Source organism: Sphingomonas sp. LR60 (assembly GCF_036855935.1).
Lineage (GTDB): Bacteria > Pseudomonadota > Alphaproteobacteria > Sphingomonadales > Sphingomonadaceae > Sphingomonas.
This window is the reverse complement of record NZ_JASPFK010000001.1, coordinates 2,776,974-2,797,760: the sequence shown is the minus strand read 5'-3', so window position 1 is coordinate 2,797,760 and position 20,787 is coordinate 2,776,974. Positions and strand designations below refer to the sequence as shown.

22 protein-coding genes are annotated in these 20,787 nt (G+C 65.2%); 10 read left to right on the top strand and 12 right to left on the bottom strand.

Features of this window, described 5'->3' with window-relative positions; genetic code table 11:
- Nucleotides 1–68 precede the first annotated feature (68 nt).
- The 8 genes from QP166_RS13100 (at nt 69) to QP166_RS13065 (ending at nt 7,207) form a co-directional block, all read left to right on the top strand.
- Nucleotides 69–998, top strand: coding sequence for an ABC transporter substrate-binding protein (locus tag QP166_RS13100; RefSeq protein WP_333916301.1), 930 nt, complete (start codon nt 69–71; stop codon nt 996–998).
- Nucleotides 995–1,855, top strand: a complete 861-nt coding sequence (locus QP166_RS13095) for an ABC transporter permease (protein ID WP_333916300.1) — start codon at nt 995–997, stop codon at nt 1,853–1,855. The genes QP166_RS13100 and QP166_RS13095 overlap by 4 nt, the downstream gene beginning before the upstream one ends.
- Nucleotides 1,852–2,619, top strand: coding sequence for an ABC transporter ATP-binding protein (locus QP166_RS13090; protein ID WP_333916299.1), 768 nt, complete (start codon nt 1,852–1,854; stop codon nt 2,617–2,619). The genes QP166_RS13095 and QP166_RS13090 overlap by 4 nt, the downstream gene beginning before the upstream one ends.
- A complete protein-coding gene (locus QP166_RS13085) occupies nt 2,612–3,454 on the top strand; it encodes an NADPH-dependent oxidoreductase (protein WP_333916298.1) in 843 nt (280 codons plus the stop codon). Before QP166_RS13090 ends, QP166_RS13085 begins: the two co-directional genes overlap by 8 nt.
- A 37-nt stretch (nt 3,455–3,491) precedes the next feature.
- Nucleotides 3,492–4,616, top strand: coding sequence for an LLM class flavin-dependent oxidoreductase (locus QP166_RS13080; RefSeq protein WP_333916297.1), 1,125 nt, complete (start codon nt 3,492–3,494; stop codon nt 4,614–4,616).
- The gene (gene soxC, locus QP166_RS13075; RefSeq protein WP_333916296.1) at nt 4,613–5,875 is read left to right on the top strand and encodes a sulfite dehydrogenase; all 1,263 of its coding nucleotides are present in this window, start codon (nt 4,613–4,615) and stop codon (nt 5,873–5,875) included. The genes QP166_RS13080 and soxC overlap by 4 nt, the downstream gene beginning before the upstream one ends.
- Before the next feature lie 88 nt (nt 5,876–5,963).
- Nucleotides 5,964–6,464: a c-type cytochrome gene (locus QP166_RS13070; protein ID WP_333916295.1), complete on the top strand. Its 501-nt coding sequence runs from the start codon at nt 5,964–5,966 to the stop codon at nt 6,462–6,464.
- Complete coding sequence (locus QP166_RS13065) at nt 6,461–7,207, top strand: SDR family NAD(P)-dependent oxidoreductase (protein ID WP_333916294.1); 747 nt, start codon at nt 6,461–6,463, stop codon at nt 7,205–7,207. Before QP166_RS13070 ends, QP166_RS13065 begins: the two co-directional genes overlap by 4 nt.
- A 399-nt stretch (nt 7,208–7,606) precedes the next feature.
- On the opposite strand, the gene QP166_RS13060 is transcribed toward QP166_RS13065, so the two are convergent.
- Nucleotides 7,607–8,026: a hypothetical protein gene (locus tag QP166_RS13060; protein ID WP_333916293.1), complete on the bottom strand. Its 420-nt coding sequence runs from the start codon at nt 8,024–8,026 to the stop codon at nt 7,607–7,609.
- Nucleotides 8,027–8,479: 453 nt separating this feature from the next.
- Nucleotides 8,480–8,884 carry a winged helix-turn-helix transcriptional regulator gene (locus tag QP166_RS13055; protein ID WP_333916292.1) on the bottom strand — a complete coding sequence of 135 codons (405 nt, stop codon included), beginning with the start codon at nt 8,882–8,884 and terminating at the stop codon, nt 8,480–8,482.
- Between the two features lie 81 nt (nt 8,885–8,965).
- Here QP166_RS13055 and QP166_RS13050 point away from each other — a divergent pair, with 81 nt between their 5' ends.
- A complete protein-coding gene (locus QP166_RS13050) occupies nt 8,966–9,700 on the top strand; it encodes an SDR family NAD(P)-dependent oxidoreductase (protein ID WP_333916291.1) in 735 nt (244 codons plus the stop codon).
- Between the two features lie 183 nt (nt 9,701–9,883).
- On the opposite strand, the gene QP166_RS13045 is transcribed toward QP166_RS13050, so the two are convergent.
- The 6 genes from QP166_RS13045 to QP166_RS13020 all read right to left on the bottom strand — a co-directional run bounded on the left by QP166_RS13045 (nt 9,884) and on the right by QP166_RS13020 (nt 15,616).
- Nucleotides 9,884–10,510: a class I SAM-dependent methyltransferase gene (locus tag QP166_RS13045; protein WP_333916290.1), complete on the bottom strand. Its 627-nt coding sequence runs from the start codon at nt 10,508–10,510 to the stop codon at nt 9,884–9,886.
- 1 nt (nt 10,511) lies between these two features.
- Nucleotides 10,512–11,576, bottom strand: coding sequence for a lipocalin-like domain-containing protein (locus QP166_RS13040; protein ID WP_333916289.1), 1,065 nt, complete (start codon nt 11,574–11,576; stop codon nt 10,512–10,514).
- Nucleotides 11,573–12,868: an ABC transporter permease gene (locus QP166_RS13035; RefSeq protein WP_333916288.1), complete on the bottom strand. Its 1,296-nt coding sequence runs from the start codon at nt 12,866–12,868 to the stop codon at nt 11,573–11,575. Before QP166_RS13035 ends, QP166_RS13040 begins: the two co-directional genes overlap by 4 nt.
- A 59-nt stretch (nt 12,869–12,927) precedes the next feature.
- On the bottom strand, nt 12,928–14,100 hold the full coding sequence (locus QP166_RS13030; protein WP_333916287.1) for an ABC transporter permease: 1,173 nt from the start codon (nt 14,098–14,100) through the stop codon (nt 12,928–12,930).
- Entirely contained in the window at nt 14,090–14,776 is a 687-nt protein-coding gene (locus QP166_RS13025) for an ABC transporter ATP-binding protein (protein WP_333916286.1), read from the bottom strand. The genes QP166_RS13030 and QP166_RS13025 overlap by 11 nt, the downstream gene beginning before the upstream one ends.
- Before the next feature lie 189 nt (nt 14,777–14,965).
- Entirely contained in the window at nt 14,966–15,616 is a 651-nt protein-coding gene (locus QP166_RS13020) for a sensor histidine kinase (RefSeq protein ID WP_333916285.1), read from the bottom strand.
- Between the two features lie 358 nt (nt 15,617–15,974).
- Here QP166_RS13020 and QP166_RS13015 point away from each other — a divergent pair, with 358 nt between their 5' ends.
- Nucleotides 15,975–16,715, top strand: coding sequence for a Crp/Fnr family transcriptional regulator (locus tag QP166_RS13015; RefSeq protein ID WP_333916284.1), 741 nt, complete (start codon nt 15,975–15,977; stop codon nt 16,713–16,715).
- A gap of 219 nt (nt 16,716–16,934) precedes the next feature.
- Here QP166_RS13015 and QP166_RS13010 read toward each other — a convergent pair whose 3' ends face one another.
- The 4 genes from QP166_RS13010 to QP166_RS12995 all read right to left on the bottom strand — a co-directional run bounded on the left by QP166_RS13010 (nt 16,935) and on the right by QP166_RS12995 (nt 20,730).
- A complete protein-coding gene (locus tag QP166_RS13010) occupies nt 16,935–18,587 on the bottom strand; it encodes a PAS domain-containing hybrid sensor histidine kinase/response regulator (protein ID WP_333916283.1) in 1,653 nt (550 codons plus the stop codon).
- Entirely contained in the window at nt 18,584–19,285 is a 702-nt protein-coding gene (locus tag QP166_RS13005; RefSeq protein WP_333916282.1) for a PAS domain-containing protein, read from the bottom strand. Before QP166_RS13005 ends, QP166_RS13010 begins: the two co-directional genes overlap by 4 nt.
- A gap of 388 nt (nt 19,286–19,673) precedes the next feature.
- On the bottom strand, nt 19,674–19,934 hold the full coding sequence (locus QP166_RS13000; protein ID WP_333916281.1) for a DksA/TraR family C4-type zinc finger protein: 261 nt from the start codon (nt 19,932–19,934) through the stop codon (nt 19,674–19,676).
- Nucleotides 19,935–20,328: 394 nt separating this feature from the next.
- Complete coding sequence (locus QP166_RS12995; RefSeq protein ID WP_333916280.1) at nt 20,329–20,730, bottom strand: acyl-CoA thioesterase; 402 nt, start codon at nt 20,728–20,730, stop codon at nt 20,329–20,331.
- Nucleotides 20,731–20,787: the final 57 nt, after the last annotated feature.

Here is a 20,787-nt window from a genome sequence, read left to right as displayed (position 1 = left end):
TGGCGGGCCGACGGCAAGGCGGCGGGCCATGCGCTGGATGCCCCGCTTCCGGAGCGCGTCCCCCCGGCGTGGTGCTGCGGGTCGGTGATCCGGTCACGCGCTGGATCTTCGAGCATAACGGTTGGGAGAAGAACCTGCCGTTTCGTATCGAATGGGCGGAGATCACCGGCGGTCCCGACGTGACCGAGGCATTTCACGCCGGGGTGCTCGACGTCGGCTTCGGCGCGAGCGTCCCGCCGATCCACGCGGTGTGGATGGGCATCCCGGCGCGCATCGTTGCCTTCCGCGAATATGCTGACCGCGACCGCCGCCAGGCCTGGGTCTTCGGTATCGCACCCAAGGCTGGGATCCGTACGCTGGCGAACCTGCGCGGCAAGCGGATCGCCTACAGCCCGAGCCAGGTGCAGGGTCAGATCGTCATCGAGACGCTGAAGGCGGTCGGGATCCGCCGGGACGAGGTGACGCTGGTTGAATTGCCGTCGAGCACTGGCGGCGACGTCTATACCAATGCGCTGGCGTCCGGCGCTGTCGACGTCGCACCGATCCGCAACGACCTCGTCGCGCAGCGCTATCTGCGCGATTACGGCCGCGACGGCGGGCGCGTCCTCCCACATCCCGCGTTCCGCGACGACGGCACCAACGTCTATGTCCCCGAATCCACCTTGGCCAACCCCGGCAAGGTGGCGGCATTGCGCGTGTTCGTTCGTTACTGGGGGCTGGCGCAGGCGTGGGCCAATGCGCATCCCGATGAACTCGCGCGCGGCTATTTCACCGGCAAGCGCGGCCTGCCAGCGGCAGATGCGCTCGTCTCTGCCCGCTACCTCACCAACGTCGCGGTGCCGCGCGACTGGTCGGGGGCGACCGCCTACGAACAGGCGACGATCGACACGCTTGCGCCGGAGACGAAGCGTCCGCGCCTCGATGCCGCGACGCTGTTCGACCATCGCTTCGAGACCATCGCGGGTGACGCAGCCGCGCGGGGAGGAACGCGCTCATGAACGCTTATTCGGAAGACCTGCGCCTGCGAGTGCACGAGGCGAACCGGCCGCGTGCCCGGTTGGCGTCGACGCCGGCTGCGCAACCGCGGCTTGGGCCCGGCACGCCGCTGCGTTATGGCACGGTGCTCGGCCCGCTGCTGCTGCTGCTGTACTGGGCCGTCCTCTCGGCGACCGGCTGGCTCGATCCGCGCATGTTGCCCGCGCCGTGGGCCGCGGTGACGACGGCGGCGGAGCTGATCCGCGACGGGCGTCTGCAGGACCATCTTGCCGTTTCCACGTGGCGCGCGATGGCGGGGCTGGCGCTCGGCGTGGCGGTCGGCGCGACGCTGGCGATTCTTTCCGGGCTGTCGCTGCTCGGCGGCTACGTGATCGACGGATTGGTGCAGATCAAGCGCGGCATCCCGACGCTGGCGCTGATCCCGTTCATGATCCTGTGGCTGGGCATCGGCGAGACGATGAAGGTGACGCTGATCGCCACCGCCGTCTTCTTCCCGGTCTACATCAACACGCATAACGCGTTGCGCGCGATCGACATCCGGCATGTCGAGCTGGCCGAGACGGTGCGGCTGAGCCGCTGGCAGTTCCTGCGGCACGTCGTTGTGCCGGGGTCGCTGCCCGGTTTCCTAACCGGCTTGCGGTTTGGCGTGACCTCGTCGTGGCTGGCGCTGGTGGTGGTCGAGCAGCTGAACGCCACCAGCGGGATCGGCTACATGGTCACGCTGGCGCGCAATTACGCGCAAAGCGACGTGATGCTGGTCGGGCTGGTCGTCTACGCGCTGCTCGGCTTCGGATCGGACGCGCTGGTGCGCCAGATCGAGCGTCGCGCGTTGCGCTGGCGCCGGACGCTCGGCCGATGAGCGCGCCGGTCCTGCCGCCCGCGGTGCGGGTCCGCGAGCTGGTCCGCACCTTCACGCGCAAGGGCGTACTGAACGGCCTCGATCTCGACATCGCGCCGGGAGAGTTCGTCGCGCTGCTGGGGCGTAGCGGATCGGGCAAGAGTACGCTGTTGCGCGCGCTCGCCGGGATCGACCACGAGGCGGAGGGCAGTGGGGAGATCAGCTTGCCCGAGCGGTTGTCGGTCATCTTCCAGGATGCGCGGCTGCTGCCTTGGATGCGGGTGCTCGACAACGTGCTGCTGGGGGTGTCGGGGCGGCGCGATCGCGGACGCGAGGCGCTGCGCGAGGTCGGGCTGGCCGGGCGCGAGCAGGCGTGGCCGCACGAACTGTCGGGCGGCGAGCAGCAGCGGGTGGCGCTGGCGCGTGCGCTGGTGCGCGAGCCCGACCTGCTACTCGCCGACGAGCCGTTTGGTGCCCTAGACGCCTTGACCCGCATCCAGATGCACGCGCTGCTGCGCCGCTTGTCGGAGCGCCACGATCCGGCCGTGTTGCTGGTGACGCACGACATCGACGAGGCGATTTTGCTCGCCGACCGCATCGTCCTGCTCGGTGACGGGCTGCTGGTCGCCGACCTGGCCGTGGGCCTGCCGGCCGGCGGCGTGGCGCGACACGCCCGGATCGCCGAATTGCGGGTGTTGCTCCGCAAGCTGCTCGGCGTCGAGGACGTGCCGGTCGAGCTGGACGACGCCCATCCGATCGCCGCGATCGGTGGTTACCATGGCTGAGGCGCTGCGATCCGCCGCCGCCCCGGCGGCCGCCTCTCTCCTCCACGACCGCTATCGCATGCCGATCGATCCGCCATGCGCGGGGAGCGACGTGATCGACGCCCTGCTGTCGCACCGCTCGGTCCGCGCCTATTTGCCCGACGCGATCCCGGCCGGGACGATCGGGTTGCTCATCGCGGCGGCACAATCCGCGCCGACCTCCTCCAACCTGCAGCCGTGGAGCGTCGTCGCGGTCGAGGACCCGATCCGCAAGGCCCGGCTCGCGGCACTGGCAGGCGATCAACGGCAGATCCTTCAGGCACCGCTGTTCCTGCTCTGGATCGTCGACCATCATCGCCTGGCACAGAACGGCGCGTGGCAAAGCGTTCCCGCGGACGGGCTGCACTTTCTCGAGAGCTTCCTGCTCGGCGCGGTTGATACGGCGCTTGCCGCGCAGAATGCCGTCGTAGCGCTGGAATCACTTGGGCTCGGCGGCTGCTACATCGGCGGCATCCGCAACCGGCCCGTCGAGGTCGCGGCCGAACTCGGGCTGCCACCGCGCACCTTTGCATTGTTCGGACTGACGGTCGGATTTCCCGATCCGGGTGCGCTGGCCGCCGTCAAACCGCGGCTGCCGCAGGATGCGGTGCTGTTCCGCGAACGCTACGGCGCCGACGATGCCGCGCCGGCACTCGCCGCCTACGACCTGCGACTGCGCACCTTCCAGCGCGAGCAGAACATGCCCGAGCGCGACTGGAGCGAACAGGCCGCGCAGCGCGTCCGCGGTCCCGACGCGCTGGCCGGCCGCGACCTCCTGCGTGCGGCGCTCGAACGCCTCGGCTTCCACCTCGATTAGCCAGTTTTCCCGATCCTGCCAGCACGGAGTTCCTTCCATGTCGAACTTATCCGAATATCTCTGGTACATTCCCAACCAAACCGAGGGCGGTCATCGCGGCGATATCGTGGACGGCGATCCCGCCAGCCTCGACACGCTGACCCGCTATGCGCTGGCGCTTGAGGAGCACGGCTGGGACGGCGCATTGATCGGGACCAGTTGGGGGCGGCCCGACACCTTCACCATTGCCACCGCGCTCGCCGCGCGGACGACGCGTTTCGAACCGCTGATCGCGATCCGGCCGGGTTACTGGCGGCCGGCGAACTTCGCCTCCGCGGCGGCGACGCTCGACCAATTGAGCGGCGGGCGCGTGCGGATCAACATCGTCTCCGGGCAGGACAACCTTGCCGCCTATGGTGACAGCGAAGGAGACCAGGCGCATCGCTATGGCCGGACCAAGGAGTTCATGCGCCTGGTGCGCCGGCTGTGGGCCGAGCAGGACGTAACCTTCGAGGGCGAGCATTTCCAGGTCGCCGGTTCGACAGTGACGCCGCGGATCACGCCGCGCCAGACTTCGCAGGGATTGCGGCGCCACCCGCGCCTATATTTCGGCGGGGCGTCACCCGCGGCCGAGCGTGTGGCGGCGACCGAGGCGGATGTGCAGCTGTTCTGGGGCGAGCCGCTGGACGGCGTGGCGGAGCGGATCGAGCGATTGAAGCGCCTGAGCCGCGATCTCGATCGCGACCTGCCGCCGCTGGAGTTCGGGCTGCGCATCACCACGTTAGTGCGCGACACGAGCGAAAGGGCTTGGGCCGATGCCGAGGCCAAAGTCGATGAGATGGCTGCGGCGCAGGGCCAGATCGACGAGCATCGGCGTGCCAAGGCAGTTGGTCAGCAGCGTCTTCTCGATCTGCACCGCCGCGGCGAGGTGCTCGACGATAATCTCTACACGGCCCCGGGCCGCTATGGCGGAGGTGGGGCGGGCACGACCTGGCTGGTCGGTTCGGCGGAAGAGGTCGCGAGCGCGCTGCGCAAATATCGCGATCTGGGTGTCACGACGTTCGTGCTCTCCGACACACCCTATCTCGCCGAGATCGGTCGTCAGGGCGAGCAGTTGCTGCCGCTGCTCCGCGACGGACCGGCCCATGCCGCGGTAACGCACGAAGCGGCGACGGCGGCTTGACGGGATCGATGGTGGCGGAGATCGGTGAGGAGCGGGTTGCTGGCGGTGGCCTGTTGCACCGGCGCGCCTTGCTGCGGTGGAGCGCGACAGGCGCGGCCGGATTGATGGCCGGAGAGGCGAGCGCGCAGTTCGCTTCCCCGGCATCGACGCTGGAGATTGGTGCGCCGCTGTCGCCGCTCGGCGTGCGCGGCGCGGCGGCCGAGCGGATCCGGCGGATCGTTCCCGACCTTCCTTTCCCCGGCACGGGTTCGTCGCGCACGCCGCTCCAGCTTCTCGAAGGCACGATCACGCCCAATGACGTGCATTTCGAACGCCATCACAATGGCATTCCTGCGATCGAGGCGCGAACGCACGAATTGCTGCTGCACGGCCTCGTCCAACGACCGCTGGTCTTCCGCTACGAGGATCTGTTGCGTTACCCGCGCGAGAGCCGCCTGCTCTTCATCGAATGTTCGGGCAACAGCCGCGCCTTGAGCGCCGCCCAACCGGTGCAGGCGAGCGCGGGTGAACTCAACGGCTTGCTATCGTGCGCGGAGTGGACTGGCATTCGTCTGTCGACGCTGCTCGACGAAGCGGGCGTGCTGCCCGGCGCGCGGTGGGTGGAGGCGGAGGGTGCTGATGCCGCGGCAATGGCGCGCAGCATACCGCTGTCGATCTGTCGCGACGATGCGATGATCGCGCTGTTCCAGAACGGCGAGCCGCTGCGTCCCGCCCAAGGCTATCCCATGCGCCTTCTACTGCCCGGGATCGAAGGCAATGCGTCGATCAAGTGGCTGCATCAGCTCAAGGTGTCCGCCGAGCCCGCGTTCTTCCGCGATGAGACCGCCAAATATACGGACCTCCGGCCCGACGGGAAGGCCGAGATGTTCTCGCTCCGCATGGGGGTGAAGTCGATTATCCTCAATCCCTCGTTCGGCCTCGATCTTTCCAGGCGCGGTTATCACGAGATCAGCGGGCTGGCTTGGTCGGGCAGAGGGTGCGTCCGCGCCGTCGAAGTGTCCGCCGACGGTGGTGCAAGCTGGGCGGAAGCGGCGCTCGGCACGGCACTTCCGAAGGCGCTGACCCGCTTCCGAATGCCGTGGCAGTGGAACGGAGGGCCTGCGGTGTTGCTGAGTCGCGCGACCGATGACACCGGGGCGGTACAGCCGATGCGTGCGCTCTGGCTGGCAAAATACGGGACCGGGCAGGGCTACCACGGCAATGCGGTACAAAGCTGGGCCATCGACGCGGCGGGAAGAGTGGCGCACGTCTATGTATGACGGACCGGGCAGGCGCGGGGCGCTGCTACTCGCGGGTGTAGCACTTGTCTTAGCGAGCGGGGCGAGCGGGCAGGTGCCGCGCGCTGCGTTGGGACGTCCTGCGGCCGCCGACCTGATCCGCCGCCTTGATCGCACCGTCGCGAGCGATGGGAGCGGGCTGCCGGCCGGCAGCGGCACGGTCGCGACCGGGCGCGCGATCTTTGCGAACAAGTGCGCGTCGTGCCACGGCGAGGAAGGCACCGGCGGGGCCGCCGAACCGTTGGTTGGCGGCCGCGGCTCGCTTGCGTCGGCAACGCCGCTGAAGACGGTGGGCAGCTACTGGCCCTACGCCACTACGCTGTTCGATTACATCCGGCGCGCCATGCCGCTGAACGCGCCCCGGTCGCTCGCCGATCCGGAAGTCTATGGCCTCGTCGCGTATCTTCTGTGGCGCAACGGCATCGTAGCGGCGGACACGCGATTGGATTGGAAGAGTCTGCCGCGTGTCCGGATGCCCAATCGCGATGGCTTCGTCAGCGTGGCGCCGTACGCATACGACGGCAATGTCGAACGCGTCGGATCGAAGAAGTTGGAAGGAGATCGACCATGAAGACCGCCCTCGTCACTGGCGCAACGTCGGGGATCGGCGCCGCGACCGCGAAGGCACTGATCGATGCCGGCTGGCAGGTGATCGGCACAGGGCGCCGCGCCGACCGGCTCAGCGCGCTTGTCGATGAGCATGGTGACCGCGTGCACGCCGCAGTCTTCGATGTCCGGGACGATGCGGCGCGCGATGCCGCGCTGGCCGGATTGCCGGAGCGCTTTCGCGAGATCGACCTGCTCGTCAACAATGCTGGCCTCGCACTCGGCACCGCGCCCGCGCAGCAATCAGACCTTTCGCAATGGCGCACGATGATCGACACCAACGTGACTGCGCTGGTCGCGATCACTCACCGGCTGCTGCCCGGCCTGATCGCACGCAAGGGCGCGATCGTTAACATTGCGTCGGTCGCCGGCACCTATCCATATCTAGGAGGGAACGTCTACGGCGGCACAAAGGCGTTCGTTCAGCAGTTCTCGCTGAACCTGCGATCGGACCTGCATGGCACCGGCGTCCGCGTCAGCACGATCGATCTAGGGATGGTTGAGACGGAGTTCACGCTGGTGCGCACCGGCGGCGACCAGAATGCATCGGACACGCTATACGGAGATACCGAGCCGATGACCGCCGCGGACATTGCGGCAACCATCTCGTGGATCGCATCGTTGCCAACTCACCTCAACATCAACCAACTTGAATTGATGCCGGTGACTCAGTCGTTCGCGGGCTTTCAGGTCTTCCGTCGCAATTAGATCTTTTTGACAGCTGTTTGCCGCCCCCGGCTGAACGGCTGCCCCCGCGCGCTTATGCCATTATGCTGCAACATGAATGAACGTCCGAACTTAGGCATCTGCTCGGGGCCGCTCAATGACCGTTTGTGGGTCAGACCAACCGGTCGGCAGTTTGCCCGTGCGCGGGTCGTCGAGCAGTCGAGCCTTGGCGCCAAGCCCACCAAAGGAGGAACGTGGCACCGAACCCCGCTGCAAGGGCCATGGGCATGGAAGGGATGTCGGTCAAAACTGTGACCCATCTGTTCCAGGCTGACGTTCGGCCGATCGTTTCAAAGCCAACCATCTGCGCAGCTGTGGCCGATCCCGCAACGCCGAAGCCGAACCGCGAAGCGGACGAGCGGCCAGCGAGGCCGAGCGCGATTACCAAGGTAATTCCCTCAGCGAGCTGGAGCGAGAGACGGAACCCGCCGAAGCCAGCCCAGCCACCTTGGGGAAGCCTGGAATGGCAGGAAACAATCTGCCGATAATTGGCGGAAGAACGAGCAACGCTGTTGCGAGCATGGCGGCCGCATGCCTCTCCATCTCGCGGCGATGTGCAAAAGCGTAGACGACCAGCAGGACGACGGTGGGCCCAGCGATTATGTCGGCGACTACCAGCTGCGAACCGAACGCCATGTGGAACGGGTCGGCATTAGTTCGCCAGAGTCTCGCCATCCCCTGCAGCGCAAGTGGCCCAGCGGCCGCGAACAGCGGCAGCACCACGAACGTGGCGAGCCCGGCTGTACGATGCCATTCTGTTCGACGTTGATGAATGGACCAGCTTTGCAGCGTGAGGAGCATCAGCCAGGCCGTGGCCGTAAGCCCATGCGCGTGCAGAGCAAAGGGGCCCTTCCGAGTTGGCCCCAGTAACCGGGCCAGAAAGCGAGAGCAATAAGGGGGAACAGCGCTAGCAGCCAACGGTAAGCGTGACGGTATCGCATTGTCGCCCCCCCCCCCGAAAGACTCATCCAAACTACCGATTGCTCGATTTGCGACAAGTCCTTGAAACCACCTAAACGGCGCCAGCCGGCGCGTCCGAAAGAGATGTTATACTGGTTGATGAACAAACCGCGGAAACTGGTTCGGCGATCGTCAACACCGAATGGCTGACAATGGGGCGATCGAGACAGCGCTGAGTGTCCGCCATTGGGTCGCCTCGGCGAAACTGACGGCAGCCTAACGCGCGATCAAAAGCGTTCAGATTGGCCAGCAACGCACCAGCCCCGTCGCTTGCGTCCGTCTGCCGGGCGGCAGTTAGGCGTGCTTCTTGCGAAGCCAGCTATCGCGCTCGGCGAAGATCTTCTGCATCTCAACCATGTTATCAGTTCCCCAGGTGCATAAGGGTTCAAGCGCCTGAGCGAGGCTCTGGCCAAGCGGCGTCAGCGTGTAGTCAACGCGTGGCGGCACCTCCTTGTAGTCGTTCCTGCGCAATACGCCGTCCGCTTCCAGCTCCTTTAATTGCTGGATCAGCACCTTGTCGCTGACATCGCGCACGGCGCGCTTCAGTTCGCCGTAGCGCGTTGGTCCGCGCAACAGGAAATACAGAATGAGCGGCTTCCACTTGCCTGAGATGATTTTCAGGGTCGCGTCGAGGCCGCAGGTGAAGCGAGGAGCAACCGAAGTGGGCTCGACGGCGGTGGTCTGGACGTCTTCGGACATACTGGTACTTACCTAAAGGTGCATACTTGCCATTAGGTAGGGTCAGCGCCAGCTGCGTGCAACCAAGGACTGGAGGCACGTATGAACCGACTTGAAGGCAAGACTGCGATCATCACCGGCGGCGGCACTGGCATTGGCCTCGCCTCGGCAAAGCGCTTCATCGAGGAAGGTGCGTTCGTCTACATCTTCGGCCGGAGGCAGGCGAAGCTAGACGCAGCGGTGACTACGCTCGGTGCGAATGCGCGTGCAGTGGCGGGATCAGTGACCGATGCCGGCGATCTCGACCAACTGTTCGACACCGTGAAGCAGGAGCGCGGCACACTCGATATCCTGTTCGCCAATGCCGGAACCGGCGCGCTGGTGCCGCTCACCGAGATCACGGCTGAGCATATTGACAAGACCTTCGACGTCAACGTGAAGGGCACGATCTTCACGGTGCAGAAGGGCCTACAGCTGATGAGTGAGGGCGGATCGATCATCCTCACCGGGTCGACCACCGGCGTAATGGGTACGCCCGCATTCAGCATGTACAGCGCCTCAAAGGCTGCTGTCCGCAACCTCGCGCGTAGCTGGGCGCAGGATTTACGCGGTACGGGTATCCGCGTCAACGTCCTGTCGCCTGGACCGACGCTGACCGAATTGGCAGCCGAGGTTGTTGGTCGCGAAGCGATGATCGAGATGGGAGCTACCACGCCGATCGGCCATGTCGGCGACCCATCCGAAGTTGCGGCGGCTGCCGCGTTCCTCGCATCCTCCGACAGCAGCTTCATGACGGGTAGTGAGCTGTTCACCGATGGAGGCCTGGCTCAAATTTGAGAAACTCTGCCAGCGGGCGATAAGCCCGCTGGCCTGAAAAGTGGGGCTACTCGACTTAACCTGCTCGCCAGAAGAGCCGTAAGATCGACATTAACGAATGGCCGAAGTTTTGAAGCGCGGAAGGGTGCGCGAACGTACGGCTTTGGGTCGTAGCTGTATGCCGGCAAGATCAAATTTGTAACGTCAGGCGTGGCCTACAACGATAGTCAGCGGATCGCTGCGTCGTCCATCCGCGAGTGTTTCGACCATGCTGACCCTGAACCCTGCACGTGTCAGGTAGAATTCGATGAGCGCGGCGTGCCCCGCTGGATCAAGTGCGCGCCAGATCGCCACCGCCTTGGTCGGGAAGCAGCGATTGGAGAAGCTGATGATGAAGGGTGCGACCGGCCGAAGCACGCGGTGGACGTCGGCGAAGACCTGGACGGGGCGCTGCAGATACTGGACGCCGACGCAGCACAGCGCCGCGTCGAAGGCGGCGCCATCGAGCGGGAGCACGGGATCACGGTTGAGATCCTGCACGAACCAACGGGATGCCTGCGGATTGGCGGCTAGCTCGCGCGCGTTCATGCCGTGGCAGACAACCTCCGCATAGCTGCGATCGGCGGGCAGGTGACTGACCCAACTCGACATGAGGTCGAGGATGCGGCCGCCAGATGGCAGAAGGGCACGGTAGCGGGCGGATAACGCGGCTACTGCCGCCATGTCGATATGTGTGACGAGCCGCGGCGGGGCGTAGAAAGCGAGATCGTCGCCCTCGTCCTGCCGCGCGAAAGCACCAGCGGGCAACTCGGGCAGGGGGTCTTGTGTCATGTCACATCCTCAGCGCCCGGTCATAGCCGGTCAGTTCGAGATAGCCGCGCCCACCCCGCGTCCGCACCGCGCCCTCCCAATAAACAGGCAGACCACCACGGCGTGCGTCGAGTTCCTGTGCGGCGAACATGGGGGTCAGGCGAAAGCGGGCAATGCGGCCGTTCAGGCGGAGACTGACTTCCTGCGACACCGGATAGACCGCGCCGGTGGCGCTGCTTCGCCAGGTCGCGAGCGGCTGGAACGCCACGTCCCGCGGCCCCAGCGCGGTGGTGGTGCCGTTCGGCCCACGAAGGGCGCCGCCCGCCCACAGCGTGCCGCCGCCCTTGCGCCGGATGCGGAATGCCATCAGCGCCGAGCCATCGTCGAAGTTGAGTCCCGTCCAGTCCCAGCCCTGCGCTTCGGGAGCGAGATAGTCCGACGACCATTCGCGATCGAGCCATGCCTCGCCGGTCACCGCGACGATGCGGTTGCCGCGCCGCACCCGACCAGCAACGCGCAAGTGCGGGATCGAATAATAGTAGCTCGCCTGCTCGGGGCGCGGCCCTTTGCGGCTGTAGCCGCCCAGCCCCTGCGGCAGCGGCGGTTGGGTCGATCGGAAATCGAGGGCCAGCGCGAAGTCCTTCGCCTTGACCCGTGTCGACCAGCGGCCATCGGTAGCGCGACGCAACCGCCAGTTGCGGATCGCGATATCGGCGTCACCAGTGCGCGCTGATGCAAGACCGAAACCCTGGCGCGCGGCGCGCTCGCCATGGACCAGGCGACCCGTGGCGGGATCGGACAAGGCGGCGTGCGCAAACAGTACCTGCCGCGCGGCAAACCGGCTGGGGTTCGCCTCGCCTATAGGCGGGCGCGTGCGGAAGAAAGTGACTTGGAAGCCCAGGTCCTCCCCTGCATCGGTACGCAGCCAGCCAGTGACGTACCACCATTCGGTTCGGAATGCCGGATGGGCGCCGTGGTCGGCAGGAAAGCGTAGCACGATCCCCGGGCGGACGACGGGGTAGGGGACCGCAGCGGGGGCGGCGACCACAACGGCGGCAAGCCAAGCGTAGAGCAGCACGCGGATCACCAATCCTCCCGCACCGACTGCACCGCGTCCCGCGCGGTCGCACGACGGCCCGCTAGCACCGCTGTTGCCGCCGCCGCCCCGGTCAGCGCCGCCGCGACGCCAAGCAGCGTTTCGAACGGCACCTGCGTTGTCATCGTCCAGTTAAACGACTGCGGGTTGATGACGTGGATCAGTACTTGCGCGAGGATCAGGCCCAGCCCGATCCCGGAGAGCGCGCCGGTCAGCCCGACCATCGCTCCCTCGGTCGCCAACATTGCACTTAGTTGCCGGCGGGTCAGGCCGAGATGGCGAAGCATCCCAAATTCTCGCTCGCGTGCAATAGTCTGTGCCGACATCGTCGCTGCGACCCCGGCCAGCCCGACCAGGATCGCCACCGCCTCCAGCAGATAGGTGACGGCAAAGCTGCGATCAAACAGCGTCAGCGCGAGGCTCCGGAGCGTCGCGGGCTGCGTGACCTCGACCTGACCGCGCAGGGTATCAGGCAGGCGTGCGGTCATCGCCTCGCCAACCGCGACCGCGTCACTGCCGGGGGCGAGCATCGCCGACGCCTCGTCGCGGCCGGTGTCGCCGGTCAGCCTCTCATAATCCGCCTCGTCAATCAGAACGGCGCCCGCCTGTCGGCCATAGTCGCGCCAGACGCCTGCCACTGTGAACCGCGTGCGGCCGGCGATCGGCAGTGTAATCGTCTCGCCCGGATCCCAGCCATAGAGTCGCTGTGCGGGCTCCGACACCCATACAGGCAGCACGTCCGCCGGCAGCTTTGGCGCGCGATCGATCAGGACGAACAGCGGATCGCGCCCGTCGAGTTCGGGCCGTGCGATCAGGCTGATCGGCGGGCGGTCCGCGGCAATCGTCAACGGCAACTGGCGGCTGAACGCCAGCCGCTCGACGCCGGGTACTGCGCTCAAACGCGTCCGTGTCGCGGGATCAAAGCTCGCCCCGGCGATGGTGCGCAGGTAGAGGTCGGCACCGAGAACCTGCCCCAGCCAGGTGTCCACCGCGCCGCGGAAACTGGTCACCATCGTCGCCATGGCGATCATCAGCGCGGTGGAGGCGACGATGCCGCAAAGCGCGGTCGCCGCTTCCCCCGGTGCGCCGTGGAGATGACGGACAGCCAACTGCACAGGCACGCTGCCGCGGGTGCGCCGGGCGAGCGGGGCGAGCAGCGTGCGGGCGAACCACGGCACGCCGGCGACGCCGCCTGCCAGCATCAGCGCCATGCCGGCAAAGCCGAACAGCGGCAGTCCGCCGACCGCGGGCAGCAGCGCCGCACCCCCGCCCGCCGCCAGCAAGGCCGCCGCGGGCCACCACGGAACCGAGCGGCGCGGATCAAGGACATCGCCTGCATTCTTCAGCGCCGCAGCGGGCTTGGCGCGCGCAGCGGCACGCGCAGGATCGCGCTGCCGAGGACGGCGGCGAGCAGACCAAGTCCGAAGAACCTCACTGCCGCCACCGGCTGAAACACGACACGCGCGGTGCCGCCGTTGAAATAGCCTGCGCCCAGATCGCCGCCGAACCAGTGCAACGCCGCCCAGGCGAGGCCATAGCCCATGCCAAGCCCAGCGACCGCGCCGACGATCCCGATCGCCAGCCCCTCGACCACCACCGCCGCAACGACGCCGCCGCGTGGCATCCCCAGCGTGCGCAGCAACGCGAACGCGCGCTGCCGCCGCGCGACCGACAGCGACTGCGCTGAATAGACCAGGAAGCCGCCGGTCAGCAGCGCGACCAGCGCCAGCATATCCAGATTGACGCGATAGGCCCGCGACAGCGCCGACCCCTGTGCACCCCGCGCCTCCGCTGTCGACAGGATGGCGTCGGCGGGAAGCAGCTTGGCGAGCGACGCCTCGGCCGTCTGCCGATCCGCCAGCGCTAGGTCGATCCGGTCGATCCTGCCAAGCCGACCGAACCGCCACTGTGCGGCGGCGATGTCCATCACGCCGATAGCCGCGTCCGCATCCGCGGCGGGTAGCGTACCGGCAATGCGGAGCGACACCGTGCGGCCATTGGCGGCGACGTCCACCCGCGCGCCGACCGCAATGCGCATATGGACAAGTGCAGCACGTGATAGGAACAGCGATGCCTCGTCGAACACGGCATCGCTGCCAGCATCGGGGCCACGCGGCGGCAGCCCGACCAATGAGGGCGTCACCGCACCCGCACGGATCACGTCGATCCCCAGCAGCGTCAGCCCTGCCTTGCCGATCCTGGCGTCCAGCCGGACGACCGGACTGGCATCGGTGACGCCGGCGGCTCGGGTGACGCGGGGGTAGAACCGTTCGTCGATCCCGAGCGGGCTCGTCGCGCGCACCGACAGTTCGGCCGCCCCGTTCACGCCACGCACCGCGCCATCGAACGAAGCGAGCGCCGAGCCGTTGACTAGGTGGACGGCGAACCCAAGCGCTACACCGACCGCGATTGCCACCGCGGTGATCAGAAAGCGGGCGGGGTGGAACCGCCACTCGCCGCCGATCAGCCAGCCAAGCGCGAGCCGCGCCGACAACAGGTCGGGTTCAGCGGCCACGCCGTTCCGTCAGCCCGTCCGCGCCCAGCGTCAGCACCCGGTCAGCGATCGCAGCGGTCGCATTGGAATGCGTCACCATCACCCCGGCCGCACCATTATCGCGCACCGCGTCGGCGAACAGTGCCAGCACGCGCGCGGCGGTGTCGGGATCGAGGTTGCCGGTCGGCTCGTCCGCCAGGATCAGCGCGGGGCGATGGACCAGTGCGCGCGCGATCGCGACGCGCTGGAGCTCGCCGCCCGACAGGTCGCGCGCATAGCCGTCGCTGCGATCCCCCAGGCCCACCGCCGCCAGCATCGCCCCGGCGCGCGCCGCCGCCGCCGCTGCGTCCGGCGATACCAGCGCGAGCGGCAAGGCGACGTTTTGAAGGAGGGTGAGGTAGGGGAGGATGTGGAAGGCCTGAAATACAAAGCCGATCCGCTCACGCCGCAGCAGCGTCCGCGCCGCCTCGTCGAGCTCACCCAGCACCGTACCATCGATCGCGACGCTGCCCTCGTCGGCCTCGTCCAGCCCGGCGAGGATGTTGAGAAGGGTCGACTTGCCGACCCCGGACTCGCCGATGATCGCGACCAGTTCGCCCGCGCCGACGTGGAGGTCGAGCGACTGGAACAATCGTCGTGGTCCCGGCACCGATTTACCAAGCGCGCGGACGTTGAGGAGGATCGGCTGGCTGCTCACCGATCACAGGTGGGGCAGCTACCGCTTGGCCGCAACGTCGCAGCCACCCTCTGGCAACATGGATCAATCCCAACACCTGCTCGACGACAGCTGGAACGGCATGAACAACTGGCCGTTTTGGGGAAAGCGTCAATCGGTTGGGGATGTCGCCTTATGGGTCGTATTGACAAGCTGGCCAGAGGCTGACTCCTAGATCGTCGGTGGTGGCAAGCGCAGTTCGAATATTTTGGATCCCGCGGTTGGTGGTATAAACAACCCGCCGATCGCCGCCATCAACCGCTTGGCAATTTCCAAGCCGAGACCATCACGGCTGGGGTTTTTGGGGTCAGGGAAGGGAAGGCCGTCGTCATCGACGAGCACGGTCACGCCGCCGGTCCCGTCCGTAGATTGGGTGATCGAGATGTAGCCTGACTTGTCGTCCTCATAAGCGTGCTTGATCGCGTTGGTAGCAAGTTCGTTGACGACGAGGGCCAGCGTCGTGATCTGCGATGGCGTCAACTCAGCGCTGTCGTCTTCGACCTTTAAGGTGATCGAGATCGACCTGGGCTCCGCCTGCGAGCGTAGCGCGGTGCAGACGTGCTGTAGAGCGGTGGCGAGGGATGGTCGCCGGCTGGTGCCCAGTTCCCGCCGCGCCGCAGCCAGAATCGCGACGCGTTCCATCGTATCGGTCAGCGCCTGCTTGGCTTCTGCCGAGGTAACACGACGGCTCTGCAGCGCCAGCAGGCCGACGATCATCTGCAGATCGTTACCCGCCCGATGATTTATCTTCTGAAGAAGGAGCTCGGTTGGGCGGGCGGCAAGGCGACCACCCGATTGGTCCGTCATCATATTGCTTGCCATTGTTCGCCCCCTGACGTTCGATCAGGGCATATCGGAATATTGCACGGTTAAAAGTATCCCGCGGGCTTCTGTGGGGTGGAACACAGTCCCGATCTGCTTCTCCATTCACTGAAGCAGGGCCGGGGGTCGACGCTGACCAACGACAAACCCGCGGAAAAGCGCGATTCCTGAATCCTCACGAACGTGAACTTTGTTGGTAAGCGAGGGCTTTGCGGAGAAATGTGCGCCATCGCACAGACGCGATGGCGCTGGTTTGCATAGGCGCGCCAGCGTATACGCCGCAGATCGCTTGCCACGTTCCGGGCGCAGGCGGCTGGAAGAGTCTCATGCACTTTCGCCCCAGCTACAGGGGGCGACGATGTCGCAGCCAGATCAAACCTATAGTCTCAACACCCTGCTGAGCGCACTGTCGGCGGGGGATCTCGAACTGCTGAAGCCACACTTTACGCGCCACGACATCTTTCGTCACGACGTGCTCGTCACCGCGAATGCACCCATCGACCATGTGTATTTCCTCGAGGCAGGGGTCGCCTCGATTGTCACGGCGGCGTCATCGGGGCGAACGACCGAGGTCGGGATCTTCGGCCGCGACGGCGTCTCCGCAACGAGTCTCCTGCTCGGGAGTGATCGCAGCCCGCACGAGACCTTTATCCAAGTCGGCGATGGCACAGCGCTTCGGATCGGTACCGGCCCATACCTCGAAGCGGTCAAGGCCAGCACCACACTTCAGACCACCTTGCTGCGCTATGTGCAAGTCATGCTCGTCCAAGGTGCGCAGAGCACCGCGACCAACGCGCATTATCGGATCGAAGCGCGTCTCGCCCGCTGGCTGTTGATGTGCCACGATCGTGTTGAAGGAGACGAGATCCATCTCACCCACGACTTTATCGGCATGATGATCGCCGCGGAGCGTAGCGGCGTCACGGTCAGCCTGCATATTCTCGAAGGAGCAGGCATGATCCAGTCAAAGCGCGGGCGCGTCATTGTCCTGGATCGAGATAAGCTCGAGGAACTCGCTGGTGATAGCTACGGTGTGCCGGAAACGGAGTACCGCCACCTCATAGGGCCGCTGGGACGAACCACGAGTCTTCAACACTAAGCAACGGGGGTGTCCGTTGGCTTCGTCAGTGGCAAAGCGATGCCATACAAAGCTTGGTGTGAAGTGACATGAATGAAGGTCCGAAGTTAGGCAGCGGAGTTTATGTCCAGAATGACTGGTTGTGGGTCAATCATCCGACCAATCCCCGACCCACCGACAGCTGCACTAACGGACACGATTAGAATCTCTACTCTGCGTCCCCGACGTGAAGCGACACACTCATCCCTCGATCAACTCGGTCACGCGGCTGGCAAACGTTTTCATTGCGAATGGCTTGGTTATCATTCCCATGCCGGGTTCCAGAAACCCCGACGCCAGAGCCGCGTTCTCCGCGTAGCCGGTCATGAACATGATTTTCAGGCCAGGACGAAGCGCTCTCGCGGCATCCGCCAGCTGCCGCCCGTTCAGACCCGGCAGGCCGATATCGGTGACAAGCAAGTCGATCTTGCGGCGGGACTGAAGGATTAACAGCCCCTCAGGCCCATCGGCGGCTTCGAGCGTTGCATAGCCCAACTCGCCGAGTTCCTCCACAATCAATCCGCGCACGACGAGTTCGTCTTCCACCACGAGAACAACACCGCCAGCCTCGCTGGAACGTGCCTGCTCGGCGGCCGCAGCACCCTCGTCATTCAGATCGTCTCCGACATAGCGCGGCAGATACAGGGTGAAGGTTGTGCCTTCGCCGATCTCGCTGCTGATCTTGGCGTGTCCCTCCGATTGATGCGCGAAACCGTAAATCATCGAAAGGCCGAGCCCGGCGCCCTGTCCCATCGGCTTGGTCGTGAAGAACGGTTCAAAGGCTTTCGCCATCGTGTCGGCGCTCATGCCGATCCCGGTGTCGGTCACGCTGATGCACACATACTGGCCGGGCATGACACCGCGCTGTTTGGCCTCAAGGGGCATTTCGAGATGGGCTTTCGCCGTCCGTATTACCAGCCATCCTCCATCCGGCATGGCGTCGCGGGCGTTGATGACCAGGTTGAGCACGGCGTTCTCAAGCTGGTTCGGATCGCAGCGGGTCATCCACAAGTCATCGGCCAGGGCCAACTCCATCGCGATCGTCTCGCCGATCGTGCGGCGAAGGAGATCCTCCATAGAAGCGAGCAGCGTGTTGGCGCGGACGGGCTTGGGATCGAGCGGCTGGCGTCGGGAAAAGGCCAGAAGCCTGTGCGTCAGCGCGGCAGCCCGGTTCGCAGCCGTTGTCGCGCCTGTGATGAAACGGCCAACGTCGTTGGTTCGGCCCTCGGCAATGCGGCGGCCAATAATCTCCAGACTGCCGGTGATACCTTGGAGTAGGTTGTTGAAGTCGTGCGCGATCCCGCCGGTGAGCTGGCCAACAGCCTCCATCTTTTGCGCCTGGCGAAGCTGATCCTCGACCAGCCGTTGCGACGTCATGTCTACACCCACTCCCGTCCGGCGAGCGGGCCGTCCCCCATCGTCGAAATAGGTGTGACCACGCGAGAGCACCCAACGCGTCGACCCGTCGCGGTGAACGATACGATATTCCAGTTCAAGGTCGCCCGGATCGATCAGACCGCCCGCCATCGTGGCGCGCAGCTTCGCCCGGTCGTCCTCGTGCACGTTGGCCAAGAAATCGGCTCGGGAGATGCCCTTGGCGGCTAGGACCGGATCGATGTCGTAGAGCTCGGCGACGTTGGCGTCGCAGGTGAAGCAGTCCGTCGCAACGTCGAACGTCCAGACACCGACGCCGCCCACGGCGGAAAGGGCCAGCCGAGCGAAATCCATCGAGTCGCGCAGCTCCTGCGTGCGTTCTTCGACGCGGTGCTCTAGCTCCTCGTTCAGATGCCTGAGCGTCTCGATGGCTCGATCACGCTCCGCCGCGACGGCGCGTCTGTCCTCGACGTCGATCAATACGCCGGGAAAGCTGCGGGGGTGCCGTCGGGATCATGATGGACACGCCCATTGGCCTCGATCCAATAATAGCGTCCGTCATTCCTGCGAACCCGACATTGATGCGCGTAGGCACCACTCCGGGCGATGACGTCGCCAATGGCCGCGAGCAGGTCATCGCGATCGTCTGGGTGAACCGTCGCGATGACCTGCTCGAGCGGAATGCCCGTTTGCCCCAGCGCGGGATCCAGACCGAAGCTGTGGGCGAATGCTGCATCGACAGTGAAGCTGTCCAGAGGAAGGTCCCAAAACCATGTTCCGATGATCGCGCCGGCACCTAGCGCGAGCTGAACGCGTTCGGCGTTCACCCGGTCCCGCTCCTGCGCGGCGACCAGCTCGGTCGTCTCGACGGCGACATCGAGAAAGCCGATGATCCGGTCGCCATCACGCAGCGGGCTATACGAGAAGGTCCAATAGGTATCTTCCTCACAGCCATTGCGGGTCATGACGAGGCGCAGGTTCTCGAGATGCACGGTCTCGCCTGCCATCGCCCGATCGACCAGCGGCTCGATGTCACTCCAGACGTCGACCCAGACCTGATCGATCGGCCGACCCAGCGCCTGCGGATGACGTTCGGCCAGGAACGGAATATAGGCTTCATTATAGAAAAAGGTGCGCTCAGGCCCCCAGGCGGCGCACATGCCGAAGCCGCTCGACATCAAGATGTCGTAGGTCGTGCGGAGCGCAGGGGGCCACGACCCTTTGGGCCCGAGTGGGGTAGACGCCCAGTCAAATTGCTCCAAATACGACAACCGCAATCCTGCCCTTCACCGCAATGTGCTTAACCCCGGACCTACTACGCTGAAGGTGGAAGCACGACCCTCCATGGCCTATGAAAGCCACCGACGTAAGCGGTCGCTTGGCCGGCGCTTGCATGCAATCCCGCGGCCCGCTCAAATCGCACCCCGATCGGCTCGACAGGTTGATTACGAAGTCGACGTTTCATGTTGTCGTAAGTCATTGTGCGATTTCGGCTGCCTCTCAAGCATGCCTCGACGTCTGAAACTAAGTCTGGCGAGATGAGCGGCAGGGTCGAGGCGACGGGGATCACCGCAGCTGACCGTCCTTGCTGCCTCGCCAATTGAACGCTGCGGCAAGTGGCCGGTCCCGGCCGCTCTGGCAGGAAACGCAGGTGCGCACGACAAGTATCGCGCGGCGACGACCTTCGGGAATGTCCTCACCGCAGATTGCGCAGAACGGTTCACTTGCTCCGTTCGGAATGCTCGCCCGGGCGGCAAGTACCGCGTCCGCCACCGTATCGTCGATCTCATTCTGAACCGCGCCATCGCGCGTCCAACCGCCGGCCATCTGTCTCTCCATGTGTCAGTCATATGGGAAGGAGGCGGGTCAGACGTCCGTGAACGGATGTCTGCTTCCGGGAGGTCGCTCACGTCGCGCGAATGACCAGTTCTGGGTCAGTGCGGCAGCGAGTGGCTAATTAGCAGGTGTCACAACCGTCCAGTTGCTACCCCGAACATAACGATCGTGCCCCCTGATCCCTCAAGATTGATCACTGTTCTGTTGAATGACAGTGAGCCGGGGTGAGATGTTGCTTCGTTCAGTTCCAAGCTGGAGAAAGATCAACGCGAAGTGGCAGTGCAGGCGCATGGTCTCGGCCGGCGTGTCCCTGTTGATGGCTTGCAAGTGTTCGAGGGCGGTCTCGAGATATTGCGGTCCATCCAAGGGGAGCCTTTCCATTGTGTCAAGCCGCCGAAGTCAGGAAGCGTTTAACAATGTCACCGCCGAGTCTCGTCGGGCGCAATGTTTTGGCATCCAGGCAGCACCAACGCGATTTTACATGTGCAACAATGTCTTCGCCGCGCCGAATTACGGTTTCATAAAAGGCACTCTCGCGGCGAACCTCATCCAGGATGGCGGTGGCGACGATCGTGTCGTTCAGGAATGCGGGCTTGCGGTAGATGATCTCGTGTTTGAGCGCGACCCAGAGGTGGGCGACTACCGCTTCTGGTCCGGCAATCCGTTCCCAGTGCGCGATGACTGCGCTCTGCACCCATTTGATATAGATCACGTTGTTGACGTGACCCATGAAGTCGATATTGCTCGGCTCGATGTGAACCCTAAAATCGTGGCGTGCGGCAAGCATGTGGTCGATTATACTGCCGCTTCAATTTATCATTCTGAACATCAATCAATGTTACCG

What these genes read in the sequence shown, in the direction of transcription:
- QP166_RS13005 (WP_333916282.1), bottom strand. Translation starts at nt 19,285, where the DNA reads ATGTCGAGCGGCTTCGGCATGTGCGCCGCCTGGGGGCCTGAGCGCACC.
- QP166_RS13015 (WP_333916284.1), top strand. Translation starts at nt 15,975, where the DNA reads ATGTCGCAGCCAGATCAAACCTATAGTCTCAACACCCTGCTGAGCGCA.
- QP166_RS13065 (WP_333916294.1), top strand. Translation starts at nt 6,461, where the DNA reads ATGAAGACCGCCCTCGTCACTGGCGCAACGTCGGGGATCGGCGCCGCG.
- QP166_RS12995 (WP_333916280.1), bottom strand. Translation starts at nt 20,730, where the DNA reads ATGCTTGCCGCACGCCACGATTTTAGGGTTCACATCGAGCCGAGCAAT.
- QP166_RS13045 (WP_333916290.1), bottom strand. Translation starts at nt 10,510, where the DNA reads ATGACACAAGACCCCCTGCCCGAGTTGCCCGCTGGTGCTTTCGCGCGG.
- QP166_RS13095 (WP_333916300.1), top strand. Translation starts at nt 995, where the DNA reads ATGAACGCTTATTCGGAAGACCTGCGCCTGCGAGTGCACGAGGCGAAC.
- QP166_RS13000 (WP_333916281.1), bottom strand. Translation starts at nt 19,934, where the DNA reads ATGGCCGGCGGTTGGACGCGCGATGGCGCGGTTCAGAATGAGATCGAC.
- QP166_RS13055 (WP_333916292.1), bottom strand. Translation starts at nt 8,884, where the DNA reads ATGTCCGAAGACGTCCAGACCACCGCCGTCGAGCCCACTTCGGTTGCT.
- QP166_RS13090 (WP_333916299.1), top strand. Translation starts at nt 1,852, where the DNA reads ATGAGCGCGCCGGTCCTGCCGCCCGCGGTGCGGGTCCGCGAGCTGGTC.
- QP166_RS13085 (WP_333916298.1), top strand. Translation starts at nt 2,612, where the DNA reads ATGGCTGAGGCGCTGCGATCCGCCGCCGCCCCGGCGGCCGCCTCTCTC.
- QP166_RS13060 (WP_333916293.1), bottom strand. Translation starts at nt 8,026, where the DNA reads ATGCTCCTCACGCTGCAAAGCTGGTCCATTCATCAACGTCGAACAGAA.
- QP166_RS13080 (WP_333916297.1), top strand. Translation starts at nt 3,492, where the DNA reads ATGTCGAACTTATCCGAATATCTCTGGTACATTCCCAACCAAACCGAG.
- QP166_RS13050 (WP_333916291.1), top strand. Translation starts at nt 8,966, where the DNA reads ATGAACCGACTTGAAGGCAAGACTGCGATCATCACCGGCGGCGGCACT.
- QP166_RS13020 (WP_333916285.1), bottom strand. Translation starts at nt 15,616, where the DNA reads ATGGCAAGCAATATGATGACGGACCAATCGGGTGGTCGCCTTGCCGCC.